The organism is Amycolatopsis sp. NPDC047767, assembly GCF_040704195.1.
Lineage (GTDB): Bacteria > Actinomycetota > Actinomycetes > Mycobacteriales > Pseudonocardiaceae > Amycolatopsis.
This window is the reverse complement of sequence record NZ_JBEYSJ010000019.1, coordinates 103,245-124,083: the sequence shown is the minus strand read 5'-3', so window position 1 is coordinate 124,083 and position 20,839 is coordinate 103,245. Positions and strand designations below refer to the sequence as shown.

Below are 20,839 nucleotides of genomic sequence, written 5' to 3'. Positions count from 1 at the left end.
CGTAAAGGAACACGCGCTCCACAACAACGGTGTTGTGGAGCACACGTTCCTTTACTCGGCGACGAACACGCAGTCGTGTCCGTCGCGGGTCGCCACGTCGGGGTCGTCGAGCCACTGCCCGCCCGTGGCGAGGTAGCGGAAACGCAGCTTCACGCCGCGCCGCACCTCGACGGCGGCCGAGCGCGTGCCGTTGGACCGCTTACGCAGCTCGTGGCGCCCGGGCTGCCAGTCGTTGAAGTCGCCGACCACGCTGACCGGCCCCGGCGGGGTGTCGAGCGGGAGGACGAACGTCACCTTCCTCGCCCCGCGGCCGGCTCGGCTGGTCTTGATCACGAGTGCTCCCCTTCACTTTCCGGCTGGTTCCGCCGAAAAGCGTTCCACGCGTTCCCGCTCGCAGGCGTGAGAACCGCCTGCCCGTCCGGGTGAACTCACGGCGTGCGGCCGGGGACCACCTTCACGGTCTTGTTCGGGAACCGGCGTTCCACATGGGACTTCGCGGCCGAGCCCGGGGTCACGTAGATCGTTTCTTCCTTGTCCTGCAACGGTCGCAGCACCGTGCGCATGAACTCGCGGCGGTCCTCCAGGTACGGCCCGAGCACGTCCTCACCCGCCGGGCACACGGCCATGCAGTAGGCCGCCTTGTAGTTCGCTTTGAAGGAAAGGCTTTGCCACATCGACGCGTTCTCGGAATCGGTGACGCGCTCGCGGAACTCCGCGCCGTCGGCGCTGTCGGCGACGGTCTCCACCCAGTCGGTGAACCCGCCCATGAACTCGCGGTAGTTGTGCGTGGAGCAGGCCGCCCAGTCGAACTCGCCCGTCTTGGCGATGGCCCCGACGGGGCACGCGGCCACGCAGAGCTTGCACTCCACGCAGGGGTTGTAGTCCAGCGCCTCGCCGTAGCCGGTCACGTCGGCATCGACGAGAAGTGTGGCCAGCAGGACGAAGTTGCCGAACTTCGGGTGGATCACGTTGCGGTGCAGGCCCATCACGCCGAGGCCGGCCGCGACCGCGACCGTCTTGTGCGCCACCACCCAGATCCGGCCTGGAAAACGGTCCATCTCCATCGGGAAGGTCGCCGACGGGTTGAGCGCGCGGTAGCCGGCGTCCTGCAGCTCGCGGGTGATCGTGCGGGCCGCCTCGTTGATGATCTCGCCGCTGCGGTGGAACTCCTGGTTCGCGACGCTGCGCGCGGGCGTGCGCACGTTGTCGCGGTTCATTCGCACGACCAGGGAGATCAGGCTGCGCGTGCCGGGCAGCGCGGCGAGCGCGTGGGGCCGCTCCCCCGCCAGGTCGGCGTGCTCCAGCGACACGGCCGCGACGTCGTCGGCTCCCGCGGCCAGCGCCAGCTCCCGCAGCCACGCGGCGTCGATCGGCCCCGGCTTCGGCGGGGTGCCGCGCTCCAGCACGGCGCGCACCGACGGGTGGGCGGCAAGTTTGCGCGGCAGCTCGGGCACGAGGAGTCCTCCATCGGTAGGAATTTCCAACCAACGTTCCCACGTGCTGAGTCCGATAACAAGACCGATCCTGCCGCGGCGGGGACGCGCCCCCGCCGCGGCGCCGGGCTCAGCCGGTGACCGAGATGTCGTCGAGCTGCTCGGCGGCCGGGCGGACCGGGTCGAGGTCCCCTCCCGGCGGGGCGGGGATGTGCGGGAGCGCGGCCTTCGCCTGGGCGTCACCCGCGTCGGCGGCGGCGTGGACGCTGTCGAGCGCCGCGTACTGCAGGAAGTTCAGGTCGGGCAGCGGCCACTGCGACGCCCCGCCGGTCGCGGCGGGCAGCAGGTGGTCGACGGCCTTGAACAGGCTGCCGCCCTCCGGCGTCCGGTAGCTCCACAGGTCCACGCCGACGTGGCGGCCGATCTGCGCGAGGCGAGTCAGTGCCACGAGGTTGAACGTGTGGTAGTGGAAGCTGCGCGTGCGCGTCGACTCCTCGGGCTGGCTGCCGTCGGCCGCGATCTGGTGGTCGAGGCGGGTCTTCTCGGCGCCTGTGACGATCTGCTTCGTGAGTGCTTTGTCGCCGGTGTAGAGCGCGATGCCGGCGGACAGCATGTCGTAGAACGAGCCGTGGTTGTTGGTCTCGGCGGCTTCGTCCGTGCCGTTCTTGCTCGTGCGCAGCCAGGTCAGGAAGTCGGCCGACCAGCCCTTCATCGCCGTGGCGTCGGTCTTCGACCAGCCGGGCGCGCCCGCGTCGAGGATCCGGGCGGCGTCGAGGACCTGGGTGAAGGTGTAGGCGAACTCGATGATGCCGATGCCGCGGCCGTCGTTCTTGCACGGGATGCCCTGCGCGAAGTCGAGGTTCGGGTTCATCTTCGTGGCCGCGTCGAGGAACCAGGTGCGCAGGTCGAGGGCCGCGCGTTGCGCGTACTCGGGCTTGCGCGTGTAGAACCAGGCCAGCGAGAGCTGGTAGATGGAGCTGAACGCGGTGAGCCGCTCGGCCTTGTCCGGGACGGCGGTGGTCTCGGGGTTGAGCACGCCGTCGCGCTGGACGTACGGGCAGCCCTGCGGGTTGTCGGCCGTCGCGGGCCGGCTGGGCCACCAGTAGGGCGCGAGGCTCAGGTAGTCGTGCTTGTCACCGCTCGGCGGCACGCGCTCCTTGTCGACGACCGTCCACGGGCCCTTGGTGAGCGCCGCGTCGGCCTGCTTGAGGAGGTCGGCCAGCGACGTGCGCAGGGTTCTGTCGCCGAGCAGCAGCCCGACGCGGTTCTTCGTCAGCCGCGCCCCGTCGAGCACGACGGTGTCGGGCTGACAAGCGAGCGAGACGATCGGCAGGTCGCACACCGACTTCGGTGACTGCTGCACCGGGACGGCTCCGGCCGCGCCCGCGGTGGTGGCAAGCAGGCCGGCGACGGTGGCGAAGACGAGGGAGATCCGGCCCAGCCGGAAACGGGACCGTGAAGGAGGCAGCACTGCAACTCCGTTCAAGTATGTGAATCTCAAGCAGATATGTGAATTCAACTTAGGGAGTCGAACACGCGGAGCCCAGTCGGCAGCACCGCCTGGCGTTACGAAACCACAGCATCAGGCTCATCAATTGGCCACTGGGTGCGTTACATCTAAGCTTCCGCCATGCCGATGCTCTGCCTCGCCTGCGGTGCACCGTTGCCGGCGGCGGCCGGGCGCCAGGGCGGACGACGGCCGCGGTTCTGCTCCGGCGCTTGCCGCCAGCGCGCGTACCGGCGGCGGGTGCGGGCGCGGCGGCCGGGGGCGGGGTGCACCGGACGGCGCGCTGAGACGGCGACGCCGCGGCGGCTGCTCGCGAACCACCGGCTCGTGACGATCACCGGCCCGGCCGGCGTCGGCAAGACGCGGCTCGCGGCGGAGCTGACGGGCGCGGTGCGCGCCGATCCGTCCGCTGTGGAGCTTCCGGCCGAGCTCGGGAACCTGCTCGTGCTGGACGGCTGCGAGGACGCCCTCGACGCCTGCGCGGCACTGGTCACGCGGCTGCTGCGGGAGCGCCCGGGCCTGCGGGTGGTGGCCACGAGCCGCGTCGCGCTCGGGATCGAAGGTGAGCAGGTGCTGCCGCTGCGCGGCCTCTCCCCCGCCGACGCGGCCCAGCTGCTCGCGGAGCGGATCCACCTGCTGGACCCGTTCCTCACCGTTGCGCCGGCCGACGTCACAGAGCTGTGCCGCGTGCTCGAAGGGGTACCGGCGGCGCTGGAGCTGGCCGCGCCGCGCGTTCGGCTGCTGGGCGTGGCCGGGGCAGCCGAAGGGCTGGCGACCGCCCTCGACCTGGCCCCCGGCAAGGTGCGCGCGGAGCTCGAGAGCGACCGCCGGCGGCTTTCGCCCGCCGAACGCGAGGCGTGGCACCGGCTTTCGGTGCTGCCCGGTCCGTTCGACCCGGAGCTGGCGTCGGTTCTGGGCGCCGGGCCCGAGGTGCTGCAGCGGCTGGTCGCGGTGTCGCTGCTGGTGCCCGAACCCGCCGCCGACGGCACGACCGGGCTGCGGCTGTGGGCGGCCGCGCGCGCGTTCGGCCGCGAGGCACTCGACGCCGAGGGCGGCACCGACGCCGCGTTCGAACTGCTGACGGCCCACCTCGTGGCTCAGGTCGAGCCGCACCTGCCGGCGTTCCTCCTGCCCGACGGTCTCTGCCGGCGGCTCGTCGCGCGCGCCGAGCCCGTGCTCGCGGTGATCCGGCGGCTCACCAGCCGCGGCGACGCCCGGCTCGCGGTGCTGGCATGCGGGCTCGCGCGGTCGTGGCTCGCGCTGGGCCGCAACCTCGCCGAGAGCGAACGGTTGCTGCGCGAAGCTCTGCCGCACGTCGCCGATCGGCCGGACCTCACCGCGTCGCTGCTGGCCGCGCTGTGCAAGGCCGCGCACCGCGCCGGCCGCTACGCCGAGCAGCTGCGCCTCGGCGAAGCGGCATTGGCGCTGGAGTCCACACTGGACCGCCCTGCTCGGGTCGCCTCGGTCCTCGACCTGCTCGCCGCCGGGCTGCGCGCGTCGGGAGCGGACGCCGCCGCGCGCTGCCACGAGGCCTTGGTGATCGCGCGTGGCCTCGCCGATCCGGCCGTGATTTCGTTGCTGCTCAACGACCTCGCGTGGGGCGCGCTGGGATCGGGCGACCTCGACGAGGCCCGCGAAGTGCTGGCCGAAGCCCTGCCCCTCGCCCGCACCCACGCGACACCCGGCCGCCTCGCGAGCGTGCTGCACACCGCCGGCGCCGTCGCGCTCGCCGCTGGCGACCACCCCGCGGCCGAGGCGTGGTTCGTGGAGGCCCTGCTCGTCACGAACCCCGCAGACGGCCTCAAAGTGCCCTACTTCACCGAAGGCGTCGCGGTCGTCCTGACCGCCCGCGGCGAACACGAGCGCGCCTTGAGCCTCTTCGCGTGCGCCGACGCCGCCCGCCGGGGCCTGGGCGCCGTGGCGGAACCCGCGTGGCGCCGGCGGGTCCGCGACGCCCTGGACACCGCGACCGCCGGCCTGGACCCGCGCCGGGCCCGGGCGGCCACCCGCGCGGGTGCCCGCGTCTCCCTCGCCGCCGCCGTCGCCCACGCCCTCGACGCGAGCGCGCACTTCCACGCCACGGGCCACCGCGGGCTGACCCCGCAGGAGCACACCGTCGCCGCCCTGGTGACCGACGGCCTGACCAACCAGCAGATCGCGCGCCGCCTCGGCATCGCGCCCCGCACGGTCGCCACCCACCTGGAACGCATCCGCGCCAAACTGGGCGTGCGCCCCCGCTCGGCGCTGGCCGCGTGGTTCACCCGCACGACAGCCGAAACCGACTGGAGCTGACGACGCCGGTCCGCTGTGCGCGTCGCGTGTCGGGTGGACGCGTGCCCACTATCGGGTGATCAACTCGGACCGCTCGGGCTGTCACACGCGCCGGGTCCGCCTCGTCTCCCTGACGACAACCGGGCTACCAGATGAGGACCTCCATGCAAGCCATCACCGTCCGCGAACGGGACGCCGGTCTCGCCGGACTGTCCGTTGAGGACATACCGCGTCCACGCACAGCGGAGAACGACGTTCTCGTACGGGTGCACGCGGCCGGCTTCACCACCGGCGAGCTGGATTGGCCGGGCACGTGGCACGACCGGTCCGGCCGGGATCGGACGCCGAGCGTGCCGGGGCACGACGTGTCGGGTGTCGTCGCCGAGCTGGGCTACGGCACCACCGGTTTGAGCGTGGGCCAGCGGGTGTTCGGGTTCGCCGACGGCACTCGCGACGGCGCGCTCGCCGAGTACATCGCAGTCGAAGCCCGCAACCTCGCACCGCTGCCGGCGGACCTCGACCACACCGTGGCCGCCGCGTTGCCGATCTCCGGGCTGACCGCGTGGCAGGGCCTGTTCGACCACGCGCGGCTCGCCGCCGGGCAGACCATTCTGATCCACGGGTGCGCCGGAGCGGTCGGCTCCCTCGCCGTTCAGCTGGCCCGTGAGGCGGGTGCCCGGGTCATCGGCACCGGCCGGGCCCGCGACCGCGAACGCGCGCTCGGCTTCGGCGTGGACACGTTCCTCGAGACCGACCGGCTGGAGGACGCGGGCGAGGTCGACGTGGTGTTCGACGTGTTCGGCGGGCAGATCCTCCACCGCTCCACCGCTGTGGTGCGCGCCGGCGGCACGCTCGTCTCCATCGCCACACCACCCGAGATCCAGCCCGCGGACGGCCGGGCCCTGTTCTTCATCGTCGAGGCCGACCGAGCACGGCTCACCGACCTCGCTCAGCGGGTCCGGGACGGCCGGCTCGAGGTGGCGGTCGGCGAAGTGCGCCCGCTGGCCGAGGCGCCCGAGGCGTTCCGCTCGAAGCGTTCGCCCGGCAAAACGATCATCCGCGTCACCGAGGAGCAATCATGAAGCGCGCCACGGTCGCCGGTGTTGTGCTGGCCGTCGTCACGCTGGCCGGGGCCACCGCCTGCGGCAGCTCGGACCGGCCCGCCGCCGGCGGCACGTCGACGGCGCCGACGGCCGGTTCCGCGGCGGCCGGTTCCGTCGCGGCGACGCGTCCCACCGACAAGTTCACGCCGCTGCTCCAGCAGGCCCTCCCGGACGTGCCGGGCAAGACGTTCACCTCGGCCGTCGTCGACTTCCCGCCCGACGGGAAGGGCGTGCCGCACCGGCACGGTGCGGCGTTCATCTACGCCTACGTCCTCGAGGGCGTCATCCGCAGTCAGCTCGAAGGCCAGCCCATGCAGACCTACCACCAGGGTCAGGGCTGGGTCGAGCCGCCCGGCTCCCACCACGTCCTCGCCGAGAACACCAGCGCGACGCAACCCGCCAAGCTCCTCACGGTCTCCGTCTCCGACACCGGAGACCCGCTGAAGACCGACGACCCGCACTGACGAGTTTCCCAGGCGCAGCCCGAGGTTCGCGGGCCTCGGAGCGGCGGGACATCGCCGGGTCGTCCACGATCGCGGGACGTGCGCCACGCACGGATGCCGGCGACGCTCTGCGGCCCTACGCTGGACCCGCACGGAGGAGGATGCGATCTGCATGGGTGACGGGCACGCGTCCCGAAGGTCTGGACACCAGGACACACTCGCTGCCGAGTGGGAGACGCACCGGCCCGCGGTGTTCGGCGTGGCCTACCGGCTGCTGGGGAGTGTGGCCGATGCCGAGGACGTGGCCCAGGACGTGTGGCTGCGGGCGGCCGGGGCGGATCTGCACGAGGTCGCGGACCTGCGGGCCTGGCTGGTCACGGTGGCCGCGCGACGGTCGTACGACATCCTCAAGAGCGCGCGCTCGCGCCGGGAATCCTATGTCGGGCCATGGTTACCGGAACCGCTGGTGACCGGGCCGGACGCCTCGGAGCCGGTGCTCGTCGACGAGTCCGTGAGCACGGCGATGCTGCTGATCATGGAGGAATTGAGCCCACCGGAGCGGGTCGCCCTTGTCCTGCACGACGTCTTCGGGTTCGAGTTCGGCCGGATCGCGGAAGTGCTCGACGTCTCCGTACCCGGCTCCCGCCAGCTCGCCTCCCGGGCGCGACGGCGAGTGGCCCAGGCGAAGCAGTCCGCTCCGGGCGCGCCGAAAGAGGAACGCGAACGGCTGCTGGCGACCTTTCGCGCCGCCTACGAATCCGGGGACCTGACCGGCCTGGTCCGGCTCCTGCACCCGGACGCCGTCTACATCACCGACGGCGGCGGCAAGGTCACGGCGGCCCGCAAGGTCATCCGGGGTGCGGAGCGCATGGCCGACGTGATGGTGCGAGTGGGCCGGATGTGGCGACCCGACCACATCGGGTTCATCGAGGTGGGCGGCGAGCTCGCCCTCGTGTGCCATTGGCAGGGCCGCGTCTACTCCGTCGACACCGTGCAGATCACCGACGGGCTGATCACCGCGTACCGCAGGGTGATCAACCCGGACAAGCTTTCTCACGTCTGAGCCCGGCGTCGTACCCGCGGGAGCGGATCTCAGTGCGAATCACGCGGCACGCCCGGGCCGCGGGAACCGTGCAGGAAATCGAAGTCCGCGCCCTGGTGCGCCTGCGTCACGTGGTGCGTGTAGAGCCACGTGTACCCGCTGGCGTACGGCGATTCCGGCGCCGACCACTGCGCGCGCCGGGCCGCCAGCTCCTCGTCGGACACGTGCAGGGTCAGCGAACGCGCCGGGGTGTCCAGCGTGATCCGGTCGCCCGTGCGCACGAGGGCGAGCGGGCCACCCGCGGCGGACTCCGGGCTGACGTGCAGCACGACCGTGCCGTAGCCGGTGCCGGACATGCGGCCGTCGCAGATGCGCACGAGGTCGGTGACGCCGTCCTTGAGCAGCTTCGCCGGCAGCGGCACGTTGGCGACCTCCGGCATGCCCGGGTAGCCCTTCGGGCCGGCGCCGCGGATCACCAGGACGGTGTCGGCGGTGACGTCCAGATCCGGGTCGTCGGCGACGCGGTGGTAGTCCTCGGCGGTGTCGAACACCAGCGCCGGACCGGTGTGCGTGAGCAGGTCCGGCGAGGCGGCCGACTGCTTGATCACCGCACCGTCCGGAGCGAGGTTCCCGGTCAGCACGGCCGTGCCCGAACCCGTCGGCTGGAACGGCTCGGTCACCGGGGTGATCACCTCGTCGTTCCAGCACTCGGCGCCGGACACGTTGTCCGCCAAGGACTTCCCGGTCACGGTGACCGTGCCGGGGTGCAGCAGGCCGGCTTCGGCCAGGCGCCGCACGACGACGGGCAGGCCGCCGGCGTAGCAGAAGTCCTCCATCAGGAACTTGCCCGACGGCATGAGGTTCACCAGCGTCGGCACGTCGCGGCCCAGCGCGTCGAAGTCCGCCATCTCCAGCGGCACGCCGACGCGGCCCGCGAGCGCCAGCAGGTGGATGATCGCGTTGGTGGAGCCGCCGATCGCCGCGTTCACCCGGATCGCGTTCTCGAACGCCTCGCGCGTCAGGATCGACGACGGCCGCAGGCCCTCGTCCACCATCGCCACGATCCGCTGCCCCGCCTCCTGCGCCGTCTCGAAGCGGCGCGCGTCGACGGCCGGCCACGTCGCCGAGCCGGGCAGCTGCATGCCCAGCGCCTCGGCGAGGCACGCCATCGTGGACGCGGTGCCCATGGTCATGCAGTGGCCGTTGGAGCGGGCCATGCAGCCCTCGGCGAAAAAACACTCCTCCTGGCTCATGCGCCCGGCCTTGAGCTCCTCCTCGAACTTCCACACGTGCGTGCCGGACCCGACGTCCTCACCGCGGAACTTGCCGTTGAGCATCGGCCCGCCGGTCACCATCACCGCGGGCAGGTCCACGCTCGCCGCGCCCATCAGCATCGCCGGCGTGGTCTTGTCGCAACCGGACAGCAGCACCACGCCGTCGAGCGGGTTGGCGCGGATGAGCTCCTCGACCTCCATCGCCATCAGGTTGCGGTAGAGCATGGCGGTGGGGCGCATGAGCGTCTCGCCGGTGGCCATCGTCGGGAACGCCAGCGGGAACCCGCCGGCCTGCCACACCCCGCGTTTCACCGCCTCGGCCACGCGGGTGAGGTGCACGTTGCACGGCGCCAGCTCCGACGCGCTGGTCGCGATCCCGATCACGGGCCGGCCGTCGAACACGTCCGAGCCGAAGCCCTGCGACCGCATCCACGACCGGTGGATCATCCCGGCCCGGCCCGAGGCACCGAACCACGCCGCGCTGCGCCGTTCTCCGGCCTGCTCACCCACGCGAACCTCCTGTCGCCGACGGTGCGTGCCTCCTCACTCCACCGCAGACCACCGGACAGGGCAAGTGATCAGCCCTTGACCGACCCGGTCAGCCCACCCACGATCCGCCGTTGCGCCACCACGAAGAACCCCAGCGCCGGCACCATCGACAGCGCGGTGAACGCCAGCACCCGCGCCGTGTCCTGCGAGTACTGCGACTGGAACGTCGCCACGCCCAGCGGCAGCGTGAAGTGCGCGGTGTCGTTGAACACCAGCAGCGGCAGCAGGTAGGCGTTCCAGCTCGTGACGAACGCGAGCACCGCCACCGTGGTGAGCGCGGGCGCCGAGAGCGGCAGCATGATCCGCCAGAAGAACCCGAGCCGGCTCGCCCCGTCGAGCACCGCGGCGTCCTCGAGCTCCCCGGGCACGGCGTGCATGAAGGGCCGCAGGATCACGATCGTCACCGGCAGCGAGAACGCCGCCTCGGGGATCGCGACGCCCAGCGGGTTCTCCAGCAGCCCGAGCTGGCGCAACCACAGGTACAGCGGCAGCGTCGCGACGCCCAGCGGGAACAACAGCCCGAGCGTGAACAGCGCATACACGGCTTCACGGCCCTTGAACACGTAGCGGGACAACGCGAACGCCGCCATCGACCCCAGGCTCACGGCCAGCACCGTCGCGATCACCGCGATCAGCGCGCTGTTGCCGAGGAACCGCCAGAAGTCCGGTGACGTGATCACACTGCGGTAGTTGTCCCACACCCACGGCCCCGGCAGGCCCGCCGGGTCGCGGTTGAGCTGCCCGTTGGTGCGGAAGCCGCCAAGGGCGACGAACAGCAGCGGCACCACCGTGACCACCACGACGACGACCGCGGCCACATAGCTCGCGACCAGGCCCCAGCGCCGGCCCGCCACGTCAGCTCACCGCCCGGGTCAGGGCACCCGCGGTGTCGCGGCGCAGCGCGAACCGTTGGTACACCAGCGCGAACACGAAGCAGATCGCGAACAGCACCACCGCGACGGCGCTGCCGAAGCCGAACTCGTAGCGCTTGAACCCGTGGTCCACGAGGTAGCTGGCCATCGTGGTCGACGCGTTGGCCGGGCCGCCGAGTGTCATGATCCACACGAGGTCGAACAGCTGCAGCGAACCGATGACGCTCAGGAACACCCAGATCCGGATCGTCGGGCCCAGCAGCGGCAGCACCACGTGGCGCGTGGTCTGCCACGCGGTGGCGCCGTCCAGCGCGGCCGCTTCCCGCAGCTCCGGTGGCACGCCCTGCAAGCCCGCGAGCAGCAGGATGATGCCGAAGCCGAGGAACTTCCACGTCATGACCACGAACAGCGTGTACAGCACGATCCCCGGGTCCGCGAGCCACTGGTGCACGAGCCCGCCCAGGCCCGCACCGCGCAGCAGCTCGTCCACGAACCCGTTCGGCTGCAACATGAGCAGCCAGATCACGGCGGTGATCGCCTCCGACAGCACGTACGGCGCGAACACGACCATCCGCAGCACCGTCCGGCCCTTGAGCTTGCGGTCCAGCAGCAGCGCGAGGCCGATGCTCAGCGGCAGCTGGATCACGATGGAGAGCACGGCGATGATCACGTTGTGCCCGATCGCGCCGCGGAACACCGCGCCGCCGAACGCGTCGGCGTAGTTCTGCAGCCCGACGAAGTCGGTGAGCGGGCCGAACCCGTTCCACGAGTACAGGCTGTAGTACACCGCGATGCCGATCGGCACGAGCACGAACCCGGCGAATAGCACCAGCGCCGGGCCGAGCAGCAGCGCGAGCTCCAGCCGGGTGCGGCCCCGGCGCCGCGCGGGGCGCTCGCGTGCACTGTGGACGGTCCGCGCGAGCGGCCGCGGCGGGGCGGGAGCCGCCATCACTTGTTCCCGGTGGCGGCCTGGTTCACGGCCTGCACCACCGCTTCCGGGTTGCCCTGTCCCGCGAACAGGTTCGCGACGGCGTCGTTGAGCGCCTGCCCGACGGCGGTCGGGAACGCGCGGTCGAAGTACATCTGCACGGACGAGGCCTTGCGCGTCTGCTCCGCCACGGACTTGAGCGACTCGTTCTTCAACGACGCCACCGCGTCCGCGTTCACCGGCAGGCCCGAGCCGGCCTCGGCGATCTTCTGCTGCACCGGCGTGCTCGTGAGGTACTGCAGGAACCCGGCGCACGCGGCCGCCGCGCGCGTCGTGCACGAGAACCCGTCGCCGCCGCCGAGCAGCACGGCGGGGTCACCTGCGGCGCCGGGCACGGACGGGAACGGGAACCAGCCGAGCTTGCTGTCGAGATCCTTGTCGTCGGTGAGCGAGGACATCGTGCTCGGGTCCCAGTCGCCCTGCAGTTCCATCGCGGCCTTGCCGTTGGCGACGAGCCCGGCCGAACTGCCGGCGCCCTGCTGGGCCGGCGTGCCGTTGAAGCCGGTCTGGAACGGCTGCGTCGCGAGGAAGCCCTGCAGGTCCTGGCCGGCCTTGACCCAGCACGGGTTCTGCAGCTTCACCGCCGCGATCTCGTCCTTGAGCACCTGCGGCGAGCACTCGCGCACGGCGAAGTAGTCGTAGTAGAACGCGTCGGGCCAGCGGTCCTTGCCGCCGAGCGCGATGGGTGCGATACCCGCGGTCTTCAGCTTGCCGACGGCGGCGTTGAAGTCCGCCATGGTCGTCGGCGGCGCCGTGATCCCGGCCTGCGCGAACAGATCCTTGCGGTACCAGAACCCGACGACGTGCTGCACGTACGGCACGCCGTACTGCTTCCCGCCGACCTGCCAGCCCTGCGCCATCGAGCCCAGTCCGCCGATCCAGCCCTGCACCGACGACGTCAGGTCCGCCACGCGGCCCGATTCGACCTGGGAAGCCTCGTCCCCGCCGCCCCACTGCTGGTAGAGGTCCGGCGGCGTGTTCGACTGCAACGCCAGCGGCACCTTGGTGGGGAACTCTTCGTTCTGGATCGGCTGCACCGTGAACGACACGTCCGGATGCGCCTTGTGGTAGTCGTCGGCGACCTGCTGCCACAGCGAGCGCACGGGCTCCGCGGTGCCGTTGTGCCACCAGGTCAGCGTGACCGGTCCCGACGCGGCGGCCGGGGCCTCGTCGCCACCTCCCCCGCACGCGGAGAGCACGAGCGCGGCTGTCGCGACGAGCGCGGCGAGGGGAATTCTCCGGCTGGGACGCATGGCGGATCCACTCCTGACGACTTCGGCCGAGTTGGACGGGGCGTGACGGTGCCCGGGATGGCGAAGAGTCTGCGCGCCCGAAATTCCCGTGTCAATCGTTGTCGATAACGTTTTACATCGCTAGTCTGTGCCGGTGCAGCCTCGTTCCCGTGTCACGATCCGTGACGTCGCCGCCCGTGCCGGAGTGTCGGTCGCGACGGTCTCGAAGGTGATCAACCAGCGCTACGGCGTCGCCGCCGACACGTTCGCGCGCGTCCGCGCCGTGATCGACGAGCTGGGGTACGAGGCGAGCCTCGTGGCGCAGAGCCTGCGCAACCACAAGACCAACGTCATCGGCATCCTCGTGGCCGATCTCGAGCCGTTTTCCACCGAGCTGCTCAAGGGTGCGGCCGACGCGATCCGCGGCACTGGGTTCGAGCTCGTCGTGTACTCGGCGGGCGGGCGCACCGGCGATCCGGAGGGCTGGGAGCGCCGGTACCTCTCGCGCCTGAGCGGCACGCTCGTCGACGGCGCCGTGCTCGTCACGCCCGCGGCCGAGCTCGAAGGCCTGCCCGGGACTCCCGTCGTGGCAGTGGATCCGCACACCGGGCGTTCGCCGTTGCCGGCGATCGTCTCCGACAACCTGCGCGGCGCGCAGCTGGCGACCGAGCACCTGCTGACGCTCGGGCACCGGCGGATCGCGCTGCTCGCGGGCCGGCCGGACCTGCAATCCGCCCAGCTACGCGAGACCGGCTACCGGCGCGCGCTGGCCGCGGCCGGCGTCGAGGTGGACGAAACCCTGGTCGTGGCGGGTGACTACGACGGCGAGCTGGCGGGCGCGTCGGCACGGGAGCTGCTGACGCGTCCCGACCGGCCCACGGCCGTGTTCGCCGCCAACGACACCTCCGCCCTCGCGACGCTGGACGCCGCTTCGGCACTGGGCCTGCGCGTGCCGGACGACGTGTCGGTGGTCGGCTTCGACAACATCCCCGAGTCGGCCCTGTGCACTCCCCCGCTGACCACGGTGCAGCAGCCCATCCGCGAGATGGGCCACCGTGCCATCACCGTCCTCATCGGACTCATCAACGGCGAACCCGAGGAGCGTGAGCCCGTGGTGCTCGACACGGAACTGGTGGTGCGCTCGTCGAGCGCCGCGCCGCGGGCGGGCTCGTGACGACCGAGACCGCGCCCGAACCCTGGCGCGACCCGCGGCTGCCCGTGGCCGAGCGCGTGCGCGACCTCGTCGCGCGGATGACCACGCGGGAAAAAGTGGCGCAGCTGTCCGGGATCTGGGTCGGCATGGACTCCGGCGGCGAGGTCGCGCCGCACCAGCACGACTTCGCCCACGACCCGCCGGACTGGGACGCGCTCGTGCCGCACGGGGTCGGGCAGCTGACCCGCGCGTTCGGCACGCGGCCGGTCGATCCGCAGATCGGCGCGCGGGGCCTCGCACGGACGCAGGAGGAGATCGTGACGCGCGGGCGCTTCGGCATCCCCGCGGTGGTGCACGAGGAATGCCTCACGGGCCTGGCGGCCTGGCAGGCCACGGTGTACCCGGCGCCGCTGTGCTGGGGCGCGAGCTTCGACCCGGATCTGGTGGGGCGCATGGCTTTCCGCATCGGGGAGACCATGCGGGCGCTCGGCGTGCACCAGGGGCTGGCGCCGGTGCTGGACGTGGCGCGGGACCTGCGCTGGGGCCGCGTCGAGGAGACCATCGGTGAGGACCCGTACCTCGTCGGCACGATCGGCGCGGCCTACGTCGCCGGGCTCGAGTCGGCCGGGATCGTCGCGACGCTCAAGCACTTCGCGGGCTACTCCGCGTCCAAGGCCGGGCGCAACCTCGCGCCGGTGTCGGTCGGGCCGCGTGAGCTGGCCGACGTGCTGCTGCCGCCGTTCGAGCACGCGCTGCGCGCCGGGGCGCGGTCGGTGATGAACTCCTACACCGACCTCGACGGGCTGCCGGCCGCGGCCGACCCGCAACTGTTCACCACGCTGCTGCGCGAACGCTTCGGGTTCACCGGCACCGTGGTGTCCGACTACTTCTCCGTGGCGTTCCTGCACGCCCTGCACCACGTCGCCACCGGACCGGCGGACGCGGCGGGGCAGGCGCTGACCGCGGGCATCGACGTCGAACTGCCCACAGTGGACTGTTACGGCCCGCCGCTGGTGGCCGCGCTGGCCGACGGCACCGTCGACGAGTCCCTGGTGGACCGTGCGCTGCACCGCGTGCTGACGCAGAAGTTCGAGCTGGGCCTGCTGGACCCCGGCTGGTCGCCCCACCCGGCCGGGACCGAGCTGGACGACGCCGGGTCGCGGGCGCTCGCCCGGGAGCTCGCCGAGCGGTCGGTGGTGCTGCTGTCGAACACCGGAGCGTTGCCGCTGCGTTCCGGTGTTCGGCTGGCGGTCGTGGGCCCGCGCGCGGACGAACCGGGCGCGATGCTCGGCTGCTACTCGTTCCCGATGCACGTCGGCGTCCACCACCCGGACGTGCCGTTCGGGCTCGACGTACCCACGGTCGCCGAGGCGCTGCGGGAGTCGTTCGACGTCACCTTCGCCGCGGGCTGCGGCGTCACCGGCGGCACGGACGCCGATCTCGCCGAAGCCGTCGAGGTGGCCGCGGCGGCGGATGTCTGCGTCGCCGTGCTCGGCGACCGGGCGGGCCTGTTCGGAGGCGGCACGTCCGGCGAAGGCTGCGACGCCGCCGACCTGCGGCTGCCCGGCCGGCAGGAGGAGCTGCTCGAAGCGGTGCTGGCGACGGGCACGCCCGTGGTGCTGGTGCTGCTGTCCGGCCGGCCCTACGAGCTGTCGCGCCAGGTCGAGCGCCTGGCGGCCGTCGTGTGCGGGTTCTACCCCGGGGAAGAGGGCGCGGCGGCGCTCGCCGGGGTGCTCACCGGCCGGGTCGAGCCGTCCGGCCGCCTGCCGGTGAGCTTCCCGGCCGCCGGGGCGGCCCAGCCGTCGACCTACCTCGGCGCGGCGCTGGCCGCGCGCAGCGACGTCAGCTCGGTCGACCCCACGCCCCTGTTCCCGTTCGGCCACGGCCTCGCCTACCACCCGGCCACCTGGGTCTCCGTCACCGGCGCCACCGTGTGGCCGGCGGACGGTTCGTGCCGGGTGAGCGTGACGCTGCACAACCCCCACGGCACGGAGATCTCGGAAGTCGTGCAGGTCTACCTCCACGACCCGGTCGCCGAGGTCGCGCGCCCGCTGCGGCAGCTGATCGCCGCGCCGCGCGTGACGCTCCCGCCCGGGCAGACCCGCGTGGCGCACCTGGACCTGCACGCGGACCTCACGTCCTACACCGGCCGGGCCGGCGACCGGATCGTCGACACCGGGGCCGTGGAGCTGCGCGTGGGCCCGTCGAGCGCCGTAGCGCACACCGTGCTGGCGGTGCCGGTCACGGGATCGCGGCGCGTGGTGGGCTTCGACCGCGTGCTCCAGCCGCTGGTCACGGTGGTCCCGGGCTGACCATTCGCTGATAACTCGCTGAGAACTCCGGCAAACGGGACACTCCGCGGGCGCTCCCGGCGTTGAGCCAGGTGAACGACCCACCCTGAGGAGTGTGTGATGAGCCTGATCGGAACGCTGGTCGGGTACGTGCTGACCCTGTTCATCCTCGCGCTGATCGCGCGCATGATCCTGGACTGGACGCGCCTGGCGACCACCGGGCCGGTGTGGCTCGGAAAGGCGCGCTACTACAGCCACCGCGTGACCGAGCCCGTGATCGCGCCCGTGCGCCGCGTGCTGCGGCCCGTGCGCGCCGGCGGGCTGTCGATCGACCTCGCGTTCACCGTCGTGTTCTTCGCGGCGCTGATCGTGCGGTCGATCGCGTTCGCCCTGTGACGGCTGCCCCTCGCCGCCCGGGCGAGGGGCAGCACCTTTCCCGTGCGCGAAATCGGTCCGGATGCCGGGAAAACACCACCTTGTCCCGCTTCCTGGTACGGCTACCGATCGGAGGCCGGGGTGGGTGATAGTCGGCTGGTGACCCAGGTGCTCCCCGTTCTCCCGCAGACCGCCCCGCCGGACCCCGAGCCCGCCGCCGGCCGGGTGCTCTACCGCGACGCCGTGGTAGCTCCCCTGCTCGGCTACCGGCCGCTGCTGCTCGACCTGGCCGTGCCGGCCGGTCCGCCGCCGCCCACCGGGTGGCCGGTGGTGGTGTTCGTCCACGGCGGCGCGTTCGCCCTGGGTTCGCCCAAGCACGCGCCACTCGGCCGGTACCTCGCCCAACGGTTGCCCGCGGCCGGGTTCGCCGTGGGCCTGGTCCACTTCAGACACAGCCGCGAAGCGGTGTACCCGGCGCAGCTGCACGACGTGAAGGCCGCGGTGCGCTGGCTGCGGCACCACCACGCGACGCTCGCGCTGGACCCGGACCGGTTCGCCGCGTGGGGCCACGCCGCGGGCGGGCACCTCGCAGTGATGCTCGCCGTGACCGGCGGCCGGCCCGAGCTGGAAGGCGACGTCGGCGTGCTCGGCCCGGACTCCGGCGTGCAGGCGGCCGTGGCGTGGAGCCCGCCGTCGGACTTCACGCGGCTGCCGCCGCCCCCGCCGAGCTCACCGTTCCACGCCACCGGCGAAGACCCGCACGCGTGGCTGCTCGGCGGCGCGCCCGCGCAGCACCCGGCGCTCGCCGCCGCGGCCAGCCCGCTCACGCACGTGAGCGAGTCCGCCGCGCCGCTGCTGGTCGTGCACGGCACCGCCGACGACGTCGTGCCCATCACCCAGAGCGAAACCCTCGTCGCCACCTACTGGCAGGCCGGCGCCGACGCCGAGTTCGCGTGGCTCGAGGACGTCGGGCACGTCTACGGGCTCGGTACCCGCGAACGCATGACCACCCGGGGACTCGGCTTCCTGCGCGAACAGCTCGGTGCCCCGGGCGCAAGAGCCCGAGGCACCGACGGTAACTGAGAACTACAGCTGCACACCCCGCGACAGGGCACCGTCGACGACCAGGTTCGTCCCGGTGATGAACGACGCCTGCGGGCTCGCCAGCATGGTCACCGCGTACGCGATCTCTTCCGGCGTGCCCATGCGGCCCATCGGGTTGAGGCCGAGCGCGGTGTTGAACAGCTCCGGGTTACCGCTTTCGGTGCTGTGCCAGATGCCGCCCTCGAAGTAGGTGTTGCCGGGCGACACGGTGTTGGCGCGGATGCCCTTCGGGGCGAGCTGGAACGCCAGGCCCTGGATGTAGTGCACGACCGCGGCCTTCATCGTCCCGTAGGCGGGGGCGGCGAAGTCGATCTCACGCCCGGAAACGCTGGAGATCGCGATGATCGAGCCGGCGTCGCTGCGTTCCAGGTGCGGCAGCGCGGTCTCCGCGACGCGCACGGTGTGCATGAGGTCGACTTCGAAGCTGGCGCGCCAGTTCTCCTCGGTCGGGCCGATGGACAGGGCGCTGACGTTCGCCACCACGATGTCGAGGCCGCCGAGGTCGGTCGCGGCGCGCTCGACCCACGCGGTCAGCGCGTCGGCGTCGGCGACGTCCACCGCCTCGCCCGACACCGTCGCGCCGCCGTCGCGGAACTCCTTCTCCGTGGCGCGGACCTCGGATTCGGTGCGTGCGCAGAACGCCACCGCAGCGCCCTCGCCCGCGAGCGCGGCGACGACCGCGCGCCCGATCCCCTTGGTACCGCCGGTCACCAGGGCTTTGCGCCCGGCCAGCCGCAGATCCATGCGTTTTCCTCCTAGAGCTTCGCGGCCTGCTCGCGCAGGTACCGGTGCATTCCGCCGTAGGCCTCGCCCGTGGGCAGCAGGCGCTTGGCGATCTTGGTGACGGCGCTGTAGTTCGCGTCGACGACATTGGCCAGCGGGGCCTGGCTGATCTGCGTGAGCAGCTGGTAGGCGTCGAGCGGGTCGAGCCCGTAGAGCTCGCCGAGCCAGCCGATCATGCCGTGCTGACTGGAGCGCCACGCGTCCTCCAGCGGACGCGAGGACGCGACGACCACGTAGTTCTCGTCCTGCTCGATGCGCGGCCACACCGGCGCGCCGCCCTTGATCAGCTCCACGATCAGCGTCACGTTCATGGCGCCTTCCACGGCCGTGCCGCACGCCTCGCCCTCGCCCTGGCGGTAGTGCCCGTCGCCGACCGAGAACAACGCACCCGGCACGTTCACGCCGAGGTAACAGGTGGCACCCGCCTTCATCTCCGGCGTGTCCATGTTGCCGCCGAACATGTCCGGCACCAAGGAGGTGCGGACCTCCCGCCCGGCCGGCGCGACACCGACCGTGCCGAGCATCGGCTCCACCGGCAGGTCCACGCGGAAGTCGCCGCGCAGCGCCTCGAACACCACGACCTGCTTCTCGCGGTCGAGCTGGTAGATCCAGGTCAGCTCGGGCAGCGGCTCGTGCAGCATCGCCGTGCGGTCGGTGGCCGTCAGCCCGCCGAAGAACGGGATGGTCGCCGACGCCGCCCAGTCGCGCGCCGGTTCCAGGTCCACGAAGTGCAGCGCCAGTGTGTCACCGGGTTCCGCGCCGTCCACAAAGAACGGTCCCGTCTGCGGGTTGACCTCCCGCATGTCGAGCTTCTCACTCGGCTTGTCCGACGCGCTCTGCAACCGGCCGCTGAACGCGTCCTCGGTCCAGAGTTTCAACACCGTGCCGGGCTTCACCGTCCGGATCGGGGCGACCCCGCCGAAGGTCCACGCGTACTGCTCGCGCTCGGGGGTGAACTCGACGATCTCCACACTGGCTCCTCATGCCGAAGGCTGCACACGACCGGCCCCCCGCCGCGGTCGATCTTGCCCACCCGCGCGGCCGCGGGCAAGTCAGCGCGCCGGTGTGCGCGACGGGGTTAGCATGGAATGCCTGACGTGACGGGCAGACCCAACGCCGCGCCAAACCTGTTCACCGGAGAACGAGGAAGGCGGCCAGAAGATCATGGCGGGCAACAAGGCAGTCAGCTACGTGGGACCGGGTAAGGTCGAGGTCGAGACGATCGAGTATCCCGGGTTCGTGCTCAGGGACGGGCCGGGGGTGAACCCGGCGAACGTAGGCCGGGAAACCCAGCACGGTGTGATCCTGAAGAACGTCGCGACCAACATCTGCGGCTCCGACCAGCACATGGTCCGCGGCCGCACGACTGCACCGCAGGGGCTGGTGCTGGGCCACGAGATCACCGGAGAGGTGATCGAGACCGGCCGCGACGTGGAGTTTATCAAGGTGGGCGACCTGGTTTCGGTGCCCTTCAACATCGCGTGCGGACGCTGCCGCAACTGCAAGGAAGGCAAGACGGGCATCTGCCTGAACGTGAACCCGGACCGGCCGGGTTCGGCCTACGGCTACGTCGACATGGGCGGCTGGGTCGGCGGCCAGGCGGAGTACGTGATGGTGCCCTACGCGGACTGGAACCTGTTGAAATTCCCGGACCGCGACCAGGCGATGGAGAAGATCCTGGACCTCACGATGCTCTCGGACATCTTCCCGACCGGCTTCCACGGCTGCGTCACGGCGGGGGTCACGGTGGGGTCGACGGTCTACGTGGCGGGTGCCGGTCCGGTCGGGCTGGCCGCGGCCGCGTCGGCGCAGCTGCTCGGCGCCGCCGTGGTGGTCGTGGGTGACCTCAACGCCGAACGGCTCGCGCAGGCCCGCAGCTTCGGTTGTGAGACCGTGGACGTGTCGAAGGGCGACCCGAAGGACCAGCTCGCCGCCATCCTGGGCGAGCCGGAGGTCGACTGCGGTGTCGACGCCGTCGGGTTCGAGGCGCGCGGACACGGCAAGGAGTCGGCCACCGAGCACCCGGCGGAGGTGCTCAACTCCCTGATGGACCTCACCCGCGCCGGCGGGGCGCTGGGCATCCCCGGCCTGTACGTGACGGGTGACCCCGGGGCCGGCGACGAGGCGGCTCGCCAGGGCTCGCTGTCGATCCGGATCGGGCTGGGCTGGGCGAAGTCGCATTCGTTCACCACGGGCCAGTGCCCGGTGATGAAGTACCACCGGCAGCTGATGATGGCGATCCTGCACGACCGGGTGCAGATCGCGAAGGCCGTGAACGCGACGCCGATCAGCCTCACCGACGCGCCACGCGGCTACCACGAGTTCGACCAGGGCGCGGCGCGCAAGTACGTGCTGGACCCGCACGGAATGCTCAACTGAGCACGGTTCCGGTGGAGTGGCGCTCTCGCCCGTGCCGCTC

18 protein-coding genes are annotated in these 20,839 nt (G+C 71.9%); 9 read left to right on the top strand and 9 right to left on the bottom strand.

All coding sequences use genetic code 11. The features are described 5' to 3' along the window. Positions 1-51: 51 nt before the first annotated feature. The 3 genes from AB0878_RS30240 to AB0878_RS30230 all read right to left on the bottom strand — a co-directional run bounded on the left by AB0878_RS30240 (position 52) and on the right by AB0878_RS30230 (position 2,904). Entirely contained in the window at positions 52-333 is a 282-nt protein-coding gene (locus AB0878_RS30240) for an isoamylase early set domain-containing protein (protein ID WP_366583616.1), read from the bottom strand. A 95-nt stretch (positions 334-428) separates the two neighbouring features. Next, on the bottom strand, positions 429-1,454 hold the full coding sequence (locus AB0878_RS30235; protein WP_366583615.1) for a 4Fe-4S binding protein: 1,026 nt from the start codon (positions 1,452-1,454) through the stop codon (positions 429-431). A 109-nt stretch (positions 1,455-1,563) separates the two neighbouring features. Further along, a complete protein-coding gene (locus tag AB0878_RS30230) occupies positions 1,564-2,904 on the bottom strand; it encodes an alginate lyase family protein (protein WP_366583614.1) in 1,341 nt (446 codons plus the stop codon). Between the two features lie 159 nt (positions 2,905-3,063). On the opposite strand from AB0878_RS30230, the gene AB0878_RS30225 reads away from it, so the two are divergent. The 4 genes from AB0878_RS30225 (at position 3,064) to sigJ (ending at position 7,820) form a co-directional block, all read left to right on the top strand. Continuing rightward, positions 3,064-5,232 carry a LuxR C-terminal-related transcriptional regulator gene (locus tag AB0878_RS30225; RefSeq protein WP_366583613.1) on the top strand — a complete coding sequence of 723 codons (2,169 nt, stop codon included), beginning with the start codon at positions 3,064-3,066 and terminating at the stop codon, positions 5,230-5,232. A gap of 143 nt (positions 5,233-5,375) precedes the next feature. Further along, entirely contained in the window at positions 5,376-6,293 is a 918-nt protein-coding gene (locus AB0878_RS30220) for an NADP-dependent oxidoreductase (RefSeq protein ID WP_366583612.1), read from the top strand. Continuing rightward, on the top strand, positions 6,290-6,778 hold the full coding sequence (locus tag AB0878_RS30215; RefSeq protein ID WP_366583611.1) for a cupin domain-containing protein: 489 nt from the start codon (positions 6,290-6,292) through the stop codon (positions 6,776-6,778). The genes AB0878_RS30220 and AB0878_RS30215 overlap by 4 nt, the downstream gene beginning before the upstream one ends. A 151-nt stretch (positions 6,779-6,929) precedes the next feature. Next, positions 6,930-7,820, top strand: coding sequence for an RNA polymerase sigma factor SigJ (sigJ, locus tag AB0878_RS30210; protein ID WP_366583610.1), 891 nt, complete (start codon positions 6,930-6,932; stop codon positions 7,818-7,820). Positions 7,821-7,849: 29 nt separating this feature from the next. Here sigJ and AB0878_RS30205 read toward each other — a convergent pair whose 3' ends face one another. The 4 genes from AB0878_RS30205 to AB0878_RS30190 form a co-directional block, all read right to left on the bottom strand. Further along, positions 7,850-9,583, bottom strand: coding sequence for an IlvD/Edd family dehydratase (locus AB0878_RS30205; RefSeq protein ID WP_366583609.1), 1,734 nt, complete (start codon positions 9,581-9,583; stop codon positions 7,850-7,852). Positions 9,584-9,651: 68 nt separating this feature from the next. Next, positions 9,652-10,476 carry a carbohydrate ABC transporter permease gene (locus tag AB0878_RS30200; RefSeq protein ID WP_366583608.1) on the bottom strand — a complete coding sequence of 275 codons (825 nt, stop codon included), beginning with the start codon at positions 10,474-10,476 and terminating at the stop codon, positions 9,652-9,654. A gap of 1 nt (position 10,477) precedes the next feature. After that, a complete protein-coding gene (locus AB0878_RS30195; RefSeq protein ID WP_366583607.1) occupies positions 10,478-11,443 on the bottom strand; it encodes a sugar ABC transporter permease in 966 nt (321 codons plus the stop codon). Further along, positions 11,443-12,735, bottom strand: a complete 1,293-nt coding sequence (locus AB0878_RS30190; protein ID WP_366583606.1) for an extracellular solute-binding protein — start codon at positions 12,733-12,735, stop codon at positions 11,443-11,445. The genes AB0878_RS30195 and AB0878_RS30190 overlap by 1 nt, the downstream gene beginning before the upstream one ends. Positions 12,736-12,868: 133 nt before the next feature. Here AB0878_RS30190 and AB0878_RS30185 point away from each other — a divergent pair, with 133 nt between their 5' ends. The 4 genes from AB0878_RS30185 to AB0878_RS30170 all read left to right on the top strand — a co-directional run bounded on the left by AB0878_RS30185 (position 12,869) and on the right by AB0878_RS30170 (position 17,616). Further along, positions 12,869-13,888, top strand: a complete 1,020-nt coding sequence (locus AB0878_RS30185) for a LacI family DNA-binding transcriptional regulator (protein WP_366583605.1) — start codon at positions 12,869-12,871, stop codon at positions 13,886-13,888. Beyond that, a complete protein-coding gene (locus AB0878_RS30180; protein WP_366583604.1) occupies positions 13,885-16,179 on the top strand; it encodes a glycoside hydrolase family 3 N-terminal domain-containing protein in 2,295 nt (764 codons plus the stop codon). The genes AB0878_RS30185 and AB0878_RS30180 overlap by 4 nt, the downstream gene beginning before the upstream one ends. A 99-nt stretch (positions 16,180-16,278) precedes the next feature. Beyond that, positions 16,279-16,554, top strand: a complete 276-nt coding sequence (locus tag AB0878_RS30175) for a YggT family protein (protein ID WP_366583603.1) — start codon at positions 16,279-16,281, stop codon at positions 16,552-16,554. A gap of 138 nt (positions 16,555-16,692) precedes the next feature. Beyond that, positions 16,693-17,616 carry an alpha/beta hydrolase gene (locus tag AB0878_RS30170; RefSeq protein ID WP_366583602.1) on the top strand — a complete coding sequence of 308 codons (924 nt, stop codon included), beginning with the start codon at positions 16,693-16,695 and terminating at the stop codon, positions 17,614-17,616. 3 nt (positions 17,617-17,619) lie between these two features. Here AB0878_RS30170 and AB0878_RS30165 read toward each other — a convergent pair whose 3' ends face one another. Together AB0878_RS30165 and AB0878_RS30160 are read right to left on the bottom strand one after the other, a co-directional pair. After that, complete coding sequence (locus tag AB0878_RS30165; protein WP_366583601.1) at positions 17,620-18,381, bottom strand: SDR family oxidoreductase; 762 nt, start codon at positions 18,379-18,381, stop codon at positions 17,620-17,622. A gap of 11 nt (positions 18,382-18,392) precedes the next feature. Beyond that, on the bottom strand, positions 18,393-19,391 hold the full coding sequence (locus AB0878_RS30160; RefSeq protein ID WP_366583600.1) for an acetamidase/formamidase family protein: 999 nt from the start codon (positions 19,389-19,391) through the stop codon (positions 18,393-18,395). A 193-nt stretch (positions 19,392-19,584) separates the two neighbouring features. Between AB0878_RS30160 and fdhA the strand changes: the two genes are divergently transcribed. Next, on the top strand, positions 19,585-20,799 hold the full coding sequence (gene fdhA, locus AB0878_RS30155; protein WP_366583599.1) for a formaldehyde dehydrogenase, glutathione-independent: 1,215 nt from the start codon (positions 19,585-19,587) through the stop codon (positions 20,797-20,799). Positions 20,800-20,839 lie beyond the last annotated feature (40 nt).

Excerpts from the sequence above, each read along its gene's own strand:
- AB0878_RS30225 (WP_366583613.1), top strand. The coding sequence starts at position 3,064 with ATGCCGATGCTCTGCCTCGCCTGCGGTGCACCGTTGCCGGCGGCGGCC.
- AB0878_RS30220 (WP_366583612.1), top strand. The coding sequence starts at position 5,376 with ATGCAAGCCATCACCGTCCGCGAACGGGACGCCGGTCTCGCCGGACTG.
- AB0878_RS30215 (WP_366583611.1), top strand. The coding sequence starts at position 6,290 with ATGAAGCGCGCCACGGTCGCCGGTGTTGTGCTGGCCGTCGTCACGCTG.
- sigJ (WP_366583610.1), top strand. The coding sequence starts at position 6,930 with ATGGGTGACGGGCACGCGTCCCGAAGGTCTGGACACCAGGACACACTC.
- AB0878_RS30195 (WP_366583607.1), bottom strand. The coding sequence starts at position 11,443 with ATGGCGGCTCCCGCCCCGCCGCGGCCGCTCGCGCGGACCGTCCACAGT.
- AB0878_RS30190 (WP_366583606.1), bottom strand. The coding sequence starts at position 12,735 with ATGCGTCCCAGCCGGAGAATTCCCCTCGCCGCGCTCGTCGCGACAGCC.
- AB0878_RS30175 (WP_366583603.1), top strand. The coding sequence starts at position 16,279 with ATGAGCCTGATCGGAACGCTGGTCGGGTACGTGCTGACCCTGTTCATC.
- AB0878_RS30165 (WP_366583601.1), bottom strand. The coding sequence starts at position 18,381 with ATGGATCTGCGGCTGGCCGGGCGCAAAGCCCTGGTGACCGGCGGTACC.
- fdhA (WP_366583599.1), top strand. The coding sequence starts at position 19,585 with ATGGCGGGCAACAAGGCAGTCAGCTACGTGGGACCGGGTAAGGTCGAG.